The organism is Ramlibacter sp., from assembly GCF_028292805.1.
Lineage (GTDB): Bacteria > Pseudomonadota > Gammaproteobacteria > Burkholderiales > Burkholderiaceae_C > Ramlibacter.
In genome coordinates this window covers 1-9,288 of record NZ_JAQGLS010000176.1, presented here as the reverse complement: position 1 = coordinate 9,288, position 9,288 = coordinate 1, and the positions used below count along the sequence as shown (strand labels likewise).

The 9,288-nt window shown below is 69.5% G+C and carries 11 protein-coding genes and 1 pseudogene; 5 read left to right on the top strand and 7 right to left on the bottom strand.

All coding sequences use genetic code 11. From position 1 onward, the window contains the following. Window positions 1-524 (bottom strand): LysR family transcriptional regulator (locus JWP65_RS10900; RefSeq protein WP_299763576.1); only part of this gene is annotated, 524 nt, incomplete at its 3' end. A gap of 187 nt (window positions 525-711) precedes the next feature. On the opposite strand from JWP65_RS10900, the gene JWP65_RS10895 reads away from it, so the two are divergent. The 5 genes from JWP65_RS10895 to JWP65_RS10875 all read left to right on the top strand — a co-directional run bounded on the left by JWP65_RS10895 (window position 712) and on the right by JWP65_RS10875 (window position 5,328). Beyond that, complete coding sequence (locus tag JWP65_RS10895; RefSeq protein WP_299763574.1) at window positions 712-1,074, top strand: hypothetical protein; 363 nt, start codon at window positions 712-714, stop codon at window positions 1,072-1,074. Window positions 1,075-1,153: 79 nt separating this feature from the next. Beyond that, window positions 1,154-2,428, top strand: coding sequence for a putative DNA modification/repair radical SAM protein (locus JWP65_RS10890; protein ID WP_299763572.1), 1,275 nt, complete (start codon window positions 1,154-1,156; stop codon window positions 2,426-2,428). Further along, window positions 2,425-3,858: a UdgX family uracil-DNA binding protein gene (locus JWP65_RS10885; protein ID WP_299763570.1), complete on the top strand. Its 1,434-nt coding sequence runs from the start codon at window positions 2,425-2,427 to the stop codon at window positions 3,856-3,858. The genes JWP65_RS10890 and JWP65_RS10885 overlap by 4 nt, the downstream gene beginning before the upstream one ends. A gap of 112 nt (window positions 3,859-3,970) precedes the next feature. Next, the gene (locus tag JWP65_RS10880) at window positions 3,971-4,495 is read left to right on the top strand and encodes an RcnB family protein (RefSeq protein WP_299763568.1); all 525 of its coding nucleotides are present in this window, start codon (window positions 3,971-3,973) and stop codon (window positions 4,493-4,495) included. 179 nt (window positions 4,496-4,674) lie between these two features. Then, window positions 4,675-5,328 (top strand): hypothetical protein, encoded by a 654-nt coding sequence (locus JWP65_RS10875; RefSeq protein ID WP_299763566.1) that lies wholly within the window; start codon window positions 4,675-4,677, stop codon window positions 5,326-5,328. A gap of 106 nt (window positions 5,329-5,434) precedes the next feature. Here the strand turns inward: JWP65_RS10875 and JWP65_RS10870 are convergent. The 6 genes and pseudogenes from JWP65_RS10870 to gshA all read right to left on the bottom strand — a co-directional run. Further along, window positions 5,435-5,605 (bottom strand): annotated as a pseudogene (locus JWP65_RS10870) (IS481 family transposase); the annotation flags it as partial. Between the two features lie 131 nt (window positions 5,606-5,736). After that, window positions 5,737-6,000, bottom strand: coding sequence for a translation initiation factor IF-1 (gene infA / locus JWP65_RS10865; RefSeq protein WP_299763580.1), 264 nt, complete (start codon window positions 5,998-6,000; stop codon window positions 5,737-5,739). Window positions 6,001-6,120: 120 nt separating this feature from the next. Next, on the bottom strand, window positions 6,121-6,528 hold the full coding sequence (locus JWP65_RS10860; protein WP_299763578.1) for a MarR family transcriptional regulator: 408 nt from the start codon (window positions 6,526-6,528) through the stop codon (window positions 6,121-6,123). Between the two features lie 50 nt (window positions 6,529-6,578). After that, window positions 6,579-7,115: an RcnB family protein gene (locus JWP65_RS10855; RefSeq protein ID WP_299763564.1), complete on the bottom strand. Its 537-nt coding sequence runs from the start codon at window positions 7,113-7,115 to the stop codon at window positions 6,579-6,581. Between the two features lie 21 nt (window positions 7,116-7,136). Beyond that, window positions 7,137-7,619 carry a hypothetical protein gene (locus JWP65_RS10850; protein ID WP_299763562.1) on the bottom strand — a complete coding sequence of 161 codons (483 nt, stop codon included), beginning with the start codon at window positions 7,617-7,619 and terminating at the stop codon, window positions 7,137-7,139. A gap of 66 nt (window positions 7,620-7,685) precedes the next feature. Next, on the bottom strand, window positions 7,686-9,239 hold the full coding sequence (gene gshA / locus JWP65_RS10845) for a glutamate--cysteine ligase (RefSeq protein ID WP_299763560.1): 1,554 nt from the start codon (window positions 9,237-9,239) through the stop codon (window positions 7,686-7,688). Between the last annotated feature and the right edge of the window lie 49 nt (window positions 9,240-9,288).

Here is a 9,288-nt window from a genome sequence, read left to right as displayed (position 1 = left end):
TGGCGACGCAGGTAATCGGGCGCGGCGCAGAAGACCGCCGCGCTCTCGATCAGGGTGCGCACGATGGCGGTCGAATGGACGGCGACCGCGCCCGTCACGATGGTGAGGTCGTACTCCTCGACATTGGGGTCGACCACGTCCTCGACATGCAGCTCCAGCAGCACCTGCGGATGCTGGCGCTGGAACGCCGGGATGGCCGGCGCGATGATGTGCGTGGCCACCACGGGTAGCGCGAGGATGCGGATGGTGCCGCTCATTTCGCGGGTGTGCGCATGGGCCATCGCATCGGCTTCTTCGATCTCGCCGAGGATCACCCGCAGGCGGCTGAGGTAGGCCTCGCCGGCCGGCGTCAGGGACAGGCGCCGGGTGGTGCGCTGCAGCAGCCGCACGCCGAGGTGCTTTTCCAGGTCGCTGACCAGCCGCGTCACCGCCGCCGGCGCCAGGTCGAGCTTGCGCGCAGCGGCCGCGAAGCCGCCCTCGTCCACCACCTGCTGGAACACCCGCATCGATTGAAGCCTGTCCATATCACCCTTCCTTGGCGTCGATTATTGCTCGATACGCAATACAGGCTTGCTTCCAGTGCTGTTTTTTGCTCGTACACAGAGGAATACAGTCACTCCATCGCCTCTGACGCAGCCAACCAAGCGCCACCTGCGAGCGAGCCGAGGCAGATGCCCCGAGCCGAATTCATCAACTTTTGAAGGAATCATCATGCAAGCCTCCCGTCTCATCCTCGCCGCCGCCCTGACCGCCGCCGCTTTCGTGGCCCAGGCCGAAAGCCCGGACCTGTCCGGCCAGTTCGCCCACCGCGTGAGCTCCGGCCCCGCTGCCCAAGTGGCCACCCGGCCGGCGACCCAGTCGGTGCAGTCCACGGTCAGCCCGTGGTCGACCCAGTACAACCCGCTGGCGACCTTCCGCAGCACCAAGACCCGCGCTGAAGTGCAGGCCGAGTACATCGCCAACCGCGACGCCGTCGCCGCCATGAACCGCGAAGACAGCGGCTCCGCCTACCTGGCCGCGCATCGCACCGGCGCCGCGTCCCAGCTGGCCGGCACCCCCGCCAACGCGCAGTAATGCAGGAATAATTGGCGAGCGCCCCGTGCAAGGCGGGGCTCCTGGCGCGGTCCAGGCCCGGACACTGTACATTTGCACAGTGGACCTGAAAGACAAGCTCGCCATCCTCGCCGACGCCGCCAAGTACGACGCCTCCTGTGCGTCGAGTGGCGGCGTCAAGCGCGACTCGGTCCAGGGCACCGGTCTCGGCTCCAACGAGGGCACGGGCATCTGCCACAGCTACGCCCCCGACGGCCGCTGCATCTCGCTGCTCAAGATCCTCCTGACCAACTTCTGCCAGTACGACTGCCTGTATTGCGTCAACCGCGCCAGCAGCAACGTGCCGCGCGCGCGCTTCACCGTCGACGAGGTGGTGCAGCTCACGCTGGATTTCTACCGCCGCAACTGCATCGAGGGCCTGTTCCTGTCCAGCGGCATCATCCGCAGCCCCGACTACACGATGGACCAGGTGGTCGAAGTGGCGCGCCGCCTGCGCGAGGAACACGACTTTCGCGGCTACATCCACCTCAAGACCATTCCGGACGCGGCGCCGGAGCTGTTGCAGCGCGCTGGCCGCTACGCCGATCGCCTGTCGATCAACATCGAGCTGCCCACCGAGCAAGGCCTGGCCGCATTGGCGCCGCAAAAGGATGGGGCGGCGATCAAGCGCTCGATGGCACGGCTGCGCGTGCACATCGACGACGCCAAGGGCGAAGCCGCCGATGCGGCGCGCACCTCGGCGGTCTCGCTGCCGCAGTCGCGGCCGACGCCGGCCAAGCCACCGCAATTCGCCGCGGCGGGCCAGAGCACGCAGATGATCGTCGGCGCCGATGCGGCCGACGACGCGACCATCCTCGCCACCAGCGCGCAGCTGTATGGCTCGTACCGGCTCCAGCGGGTCTACTACTCCGCTTTCAGCCCGATTCCCGACGCCTCGTCCTCGCTGCCGCTGCAGGCACCGCCGCTGCTGCGCGAACACCGCCTGTACCAGGCCGACTGGTTGATGCGCTTCTACGGCTTCGCCGCCGACGAGATCGCCTCGGCGCGCGGTGGCGGCATGCTGCGGCTCGAGGTCGACCCCAAGCTGGCCTGGGCGCTGGCTCACCCGGAAAAATTCCCCGTCGACCTGAATCGCGCGCCGCGTGAACTGCTGCTGCGCGTGCCGGGGCTGGGCGTCAAGGCCGTCGACCGCCTGCTGCTGGCGCGCCGCGGCCGGCGCGTGCGCGCCGAGGACCTGCAGCGGCTGCACGTGCCCACCCGCAAGGTGCTGCCTTTCGTCGTGCTCGCCGACCACAAGCCGGCGCGCGCACCGGACGTGCAACGCATCGTGGCCCAGAGCACGGCCGCGCCGCAACAACAGGGCTTGCTGTTTTGACCCTGCTGGTGCGGCTGGACCACGAAACCGACCTCGCCGGTTTCCGGCGCGAGGCGCGTGCGTTGCTGGCGCGACGGGTGGCACCGGAGCAGGTGCACTGGTCCGCCGGTCGCTGCCACGACGACCTGTTCGCTGTCGCCGAGCCTGCCGACGACCAGCCGCCGGCGGACACCGGCGTCAACGTGCCGCCGGCCTTCCTGGAGCTTTGCCACACCCTGGTGCTGCACAGGGAGCCGCACCGCTTCGCCCTGCTCTATCGCCTGCTCTGGCGGCTGCTGCACGAGCCGAACCTGCGCCATGACCCGCTCGACGCCGACATGGTGCAGGCGCGGCACATGGCGCAGGCGGTGCGGCGCGACATCCACAAGATGCACGCCTTCGTTCGCTTTCGGCAGGTGCAGGACACCGACAACCCGCTCGACCCGCTGCACGTGGCCTGGTTCGAGCCCGACCACCACATCGTCGAAGCGAATGCGCCTTGGTTCCGCCGCCGCTTCGCCAACATGCGCTGGGCGATCCTGACGCCCGAGCGCTGCGTCGAATGGGACCGGCAGCAGCTGCACTTTCGCGCCGGCGCCGATCACAGCGATGCGCCGCCAGCCGATGCGGGCGAGCAGCTCTGGCTCACCTACTACCAGGGCATCTTCAACCCGGCGCGGCTGAAGCTCAAGATGATGCAAAAGGAGATGCCGCGCAAATACTGGCGCAACCTGCCGGAGGCGTCGCTGATCGGCGAGCTGGCGGCGCGAGCGCAGGAGCGCAGCGGCACCATGATCGAGCAGCCGGCGACGGTGCCGCTGCGCCGCATCCCGGCCGCGCCCCGGCGGCTGCCGGCCGTCGCCGCCAGCGGCTCGTTGCCACAACTGCATGCCGCCACCGACCGCTGCCGCGACTGCCCGATCGGCGCGCTGGCCACGCAGGCGGTGCCGGGCGAAGGCCCTTTGTATCCGGCACTGATGTTCGTCGGCGAGCAGCCGGGCGACCAGGAAGACCTGCGCGGCCGCCCCTTCGTCGGGCCGGCCGGCCAGTTGTTCGAGCGCGCGCTGGCCCAGGCCGGGCTGGACCGGCAAGCCGTGTTCGTCAGCAACGCCGTGCGCCACTTCAAGTACGAGTTGCGTGGCAAGCGCCGCATCCACAAGACGCCAACGCAGCACGAGGCCGACGCCTGCCGCCACTGGCTGGAAGAAGAGATCGCGCTGGTGCAGCCGCGCGCGCTGGTGGCCCTGGGCGCGACGGCGGCGCGGGCCCTGCTGGGCCGGCCGATGGCGGTGATGTCCGAACGCGGCCAGTGGTTCGCGCGCGGCGACGGGCTGCGGGTGCTGGTGACGGTGCATCCGTCGGCGCTGCTGAGGCTGCCGCCGGAGCAATTGCCCGCGGCATTCGAGCGTTTTGCCGGCGAATTGACGCTGGCGGCCGTGCCCGATCGGTAGGACAGCCCGCCGCGCGCACTCGTTCAGCCGGCTTTACCTGGGCGACTTGTCGACTTCGTCGCGGCGACATGTGGGACCGGCAAAGTCACCCCATCGACAAGGAGAACCACCCATGAAAGCCTCAGCCATCGTTTGCGCCGTCCTCGCCGGCACCCTGGGTTTCGCGACCCTGGCTTCCGCGCAAGACCGCGGTGGCCGCCGCGACGACACTCCGCGCGCCGAACACCGGGACGAGTCGCGTGCCGAGCGCCGCGACGAGCGCCGCGACAACCGCGCCGAGCGCCGCGAGGATCGCCAGGACCGCCGCCACGAACAGGCCCAGCGCCACGACCGTCAGCAAGACCGCGCCTACCGCCAAGGCTATAGGGCCGGCAACCACCAGCAGCCCAGCTACGTCTACAGCCAGCAGCCCAGCTACGTCTACAACCAGCCGCGGCACTACGACAAGGGCCAGCGTTTCCACCGTGGCAGCTACCTGCCGCACCAGTACCGCCAGAACCACTACTACGTGAACGAATGGCGCTCGCACCAGGGCCTGTATGCCCCGCCGCACGGTCACCAGTGGATGCAGGTCGGCAGCGAGTTCATGCTGGTGGCGCTGGCGACCGGGCTGATCGCCAACCTGCTGATCCAGTAGCAGGCTTCGCGCAGACCTCGCATGCAGGCGCCGCCGCATCGCCTCCGGCGCCTTCGTGCGAAAAGCCCGAGACCGTAGCCAACTTACCCGAATGTAAGTTGACGTAATCGATACCTCAGCACTACATTGGTCCAGGCACCACGGAGGCCGCCCGCCGGGCGGTTCGTGCGGAGGTTGTGATGGGTCTGTTGGGCGATTCCCTGATGCGCTGGCTCGGTGGAGCTGCTTCGACACGGCCGCCGGTGCGCAGCCGCAGCGGACCCAACAGCACCCAGTTCGTGGCTTCGCAAGCCACCTCCCCGGCCAAGGGCCATGCCGAACGCAAGGAATTGCTCAAGGCGGCCATGCGCGACCTGCTGGAGCGCAACCGCATCCCGGAAGGCTGGCTGTCGGCCGACCTGCTGCGCACCACCAGCGTCAAGCGCGAACAAGGCATCCACGTGCGCCTGCTGGTGCGGCACTGGGATCCGCGCCTGACGCTGCACGGCGTGGCGCTGGAACAGGACTTCTTCGAGCGGCTGGTCGCGCTGGACCCGACCGCGCCCCAATGGCTGATGGGATTCTCCTGGCAGTTCAACCTGCCCGACCCTTCCGTCTGCCCCGAGCTGCCGGACCCCGCCAGCTGGACGGCGGTGGTCGCGCCGCAGCCGGAGCCGCAAGGCCCACCCACAACCCGCGCCGGCGGCATCATCGAAGGCCCTGCCTACATCCCCCCGGCGCAGGAGGATGTGCGCGCCGACCTGGAACGCCTGCTGGCGTTACGTGACGACGACCTCAAGCGCCACGGGCCGGGCGAAGACGGCTTCGCCGCCACGCGACCGGTCGGAATCTAGCGGTTGAGTTGCAACAGGTTCTTTCCGCCGCGGCGGGAAGCTGGAGGCTTATAGCCAAGTGCCGAGTGAGGCCTGCCGGCGTCGACAGACGCTTGATCGCGTCACGGTGCTCGTCGATGGCCACGTGCGCGAACTCCCACCGGCGCCGTCCACGAAGTCTTTGCGGTTGCCGGTGACGCGGTGGCCAGGACGAGCGATGCGCCCCAGCTTTTGGTGTCACATGTGCAGCAGCTCGCCCCGGGCCCTCTGGCTCACGCCGCACCACCGGCTCCACCGGGTCAGTGCCTTCAGCCCGGGCAGCCCCAAGCGGGCTGGCAGCCGGCTTACCGGGGCGACACCGCGCCGGACAAGCGGCAATGCGCCGCATCGGCATGCGCGCCGGGTGAACAGCCTATCGAACCATCACAGCTAGCGGCGGCGGTGCATGGGTGGCGGACCGCCCGAGCCGCGGGTGGGCAGGTGACGGAACATGATCCGGCCCTTGGTCAGGTCGTACGGCGAAAGCTCCAGCGTCACCAGGTCGCCGGCGATGATGCGGATGTGGTTTTTGCGCATCTTGCCGCCGGTGTACGCGACCAGTTCATGGCCGTTGTCCAGGATCACGCGGTAGCGCGAATCCGGGAGGATTTCGGCCACCCGGCCGTTCATCTCGATCAGTTCTTCCTTCGCCATGCAGGAGCCTCGTGCCGTGCCTGCGCGCGGCAGGATGGATTGCTTTGCGGACGGCAGCGCGCGCGCGCCGGCCTTGAAGGCGCGCATTGTAAGGGCTTCAGGTCAACAGGCGACCACAGGTTAACCGGCGTTGCCGGCCCGGGCCGCCTCGATCACCGCCGCCAGCTCGCCCAGCTGCGCCTGGTGGCGGGCCGCCAGCCTGGCGACCAGCCGCCGGCCCTTGGCCGTCAGGTGCACCTCGACCAGGCGGCCGTCGCCGGCATGGGCCTGGCGCCGCACCAGGCCAAGCTCCTCGCAGCGCGAGACCAGCGCCACCACGCCATGCGGCTGGGCCTGCAGGCGCTCGGCCAGCTCGCCCACGCTGGCCCAGTCCCGGCCGGCAAAGGCCTGGGTGTGCAACATCAGGTGGTATTGCAGCGCCGTCACGCCGGCCGAGCGGGCGGCTTCCTCGCCGAAGCGCAGGAAGCGCCGCAGCTGGTAGCGAAACTGCGACTGCCGCTCGATGCCGGCCTTGCCGATGGCCGGCATCTTGCCGCCCGGATTCGTGCGGTCGCTCATTGCCGGGCCGGCACGCCCGCTCAGTTGGCCAGGCCGCTGATGCCGTCCACCACCATCTGCGTGCCCACGGCGATCAGCAGGATGTCGCCGGCCACGCGGACGTAGCGGTGCCGCGGCGGCGGCGGCGGCAGCGTCACCAGAATGGGTTGCGGCACGGTGTAGACCGTCACGCCCTGCGGCACGCGGTGGCCCACCTCCCACTTCTTGGCCTGGCCCCGCGGCAGGCAGCCATTGTTCTTCTTGGCAAGGCCGGGCGGGCAGTTGGCGCGCGAATGCGTCGTGTAGTAGCGGTGCACCGAGTTGCGGTGGGTGTCGTCGAAGTAGGCGCCGCGGCGCGGCTGACCGTCGTCGTAGCCGGCGTGCTTCTCCTTGGGACCGTGGCCGTGCTTGTCTGCCTTGCGCTCGTGCTTTTCTGCCTTGTGCTGGTGCTTGTCGGCCTTGCGCTCGTGCTTGTCGGCGTGCTTGCCGCCACCGGGGTGGTCGGGCTTTTCCGCCAGCGCTGGCGCGGCCAGGAAGGCCGCCAGCAGGAGGACGGCCGGCAGGATGGAAGTTCGCATGGGACCTTTTGGTTGGAGAAATCAGGAGCCGGAATGCGGGACCGCGTCGACGACGATGCGCGAAGCGGAGGCCATCAGCAGGATGTCGCCGGCAACCAGCACGTACTGGTTGCCCGGCGGCGCCTTGGGCAGGATGGCGGCAAGCCCGGCCGGCAGCGGCTGCGCGCCGGCCGCCTTCGGCAGCGCCAGGCCGATCTTCCAGCCGGGTCCGCTGGCGGCCGGCTCGCACGCAGCGGCGTGCCGGACCAGCCCGGGAAGGCACGGCTTGCCGGGGCCGTGGTGCTTGGCCATGTAGCTTTGCACCGCCTTGCGGTAGCGCGGCGTGATGTAGGCGCCGGGCCGCAGCGCCTGGCGCCCGAGGTGGGCGCCCTTGCCGACTTCGTCGAGCTGGGCTGGCGCGGCGGGGGCCTCGCGTTCCTGCTTTGGCTGCGCCTGCAGGGCGGGCGCCAGCGCCAGCATGGCCAGCGCCGTCAGCCAGAACAAAGGGAGTCGAAGGGCGCGCATGGCCGCACTGTGCGGCTCAGCGGCACGGCCGGCCGTAGGACGACGACGCAAACGCCGGCCGCCGCCTCAGGCCGCGGCGAGCGCCGGCGCGACAGCGGCCCTGCCCAAGCCGAGCCGGTCGGCCGAGACGTATTGCTGACGGTACTGCTCGAACGCCAGGGTGTCGGCCGCTTCAACTGCGGCCTGGTCCTGCACCGACTGGCGCGCCACCGCCTCCATGCGCGCATGCATGCTGCCGCCGTACGGCAGCTTCAGCAGCGTGGCCCTGGACTGCCGCGACTGCGACAGCGAAAACGCGGAAAACCCGTTCTGGTGGTCGCGCGCCATCGCCGACAGCACGCGCGTCGAAGGCAGCATGGCCGGGTCCTGCAACAGGGCCGATGCCGAACGCAGCGCATCGGCGTAGTCGGTGGTGCCGTGCACGGCATCGAGCGCCGCGGCGATCGGGCCGCAGGCCTGGACGATGTCGGCGCCCCATTCGGACAGGGTGACATGGGCGCCGTCGCGCTCCAGCGCCAGGCCCGGCTCGCGGCCATAGGCAGCGGTGCGGTGCTGGTTGCGCCCGAGCGCCACGATTTCCTGCGGCGTGTCGTCCGGGCTGTCGCTGAGCAGGCAGTGCAGCAGGAAGATGTCGAGAAAGCGCATTGTCTGCGCCTTGATGCCGACCGGCACGAAGGGGTCCAGGTCCATCAGCCGCACCTCGACGTACTCCACGCCGCGTTCGCGCAACGCGTGCAGCGGGCGCTCGCCGGGACGGATCACGCGCTTGGGCCGGATGGTGCCGTAGAACTCGTTCTCGATCTGCAGCAGGCTGGTGGCCAGCTGGTTGTACTCGCCGCCCGGGTTGACGATGCCGATCGCCTCGTAGGCGGGATAGGGCTTGGTCAACGCCTCGTGCAACGAAGCGGCGTAGCCGTCCAGGCTGTTGTAGCTGACGGCCAGGCTGGACTGCGCGTCGCTCTGGTAGCCCAGGCGGCCCATGCGCAGCGAGGTGCCGTATGGCATGTAGACCGTGTCGGGCGAGAGCGTCTGCAGCTCGTGCCGGCGCCCGGCCACGAAGCCGGAACAGGCGGCCGGCGAGGCGCCGAACAGGTACAGCAGCAGGAAGGCGTGGCGGCGGAAGTTGCGGATCAGCCCGAAGTACTGCGCATCGCTCACGCCCGGCAGCGACCAGTTGTAGTGGATGCCGGAAATGGTCTGCATGCGCCGGCCGTAGCGGTACGCCAGTCCCATACGGTAGACGCTCTTGGCGCGGCCCACGTTGGAGGCGCCGTAGCGGCCGATGGGGATGGTCTCGTCGGGCGGCAGCAGGCAGGGCATGCTGCTGGCCCACATCAGCTCGTCGCCCAGGGCGCGGTACACGAACTGGTGCACCTGCGTCAGCTCTTCCAGGCACTGCTCGACGCTCGCGTGCACGCCGGTGATCAGCTCCAGCTGCGACTCGCTGTAGTCGGTCGTGATGTGCGGATGGGTGAGGGCCGAGCCCAGGCCCTGCGGATGCGGCGTGGCGGCCAGCACCCCCGCCGGCGTGGCGCGCAGGCTTTCTTTCTCGATGCCGCGGCGAATCCACTTGAGCCGGTCGGCTGAAAGGGCGTATAGCCGCGTTTGCAAATTTCTCATGTCAGTCGCCCAAGCCTGTTTAGCCAGTTGTCGTTTCGTCAGTTGCGTC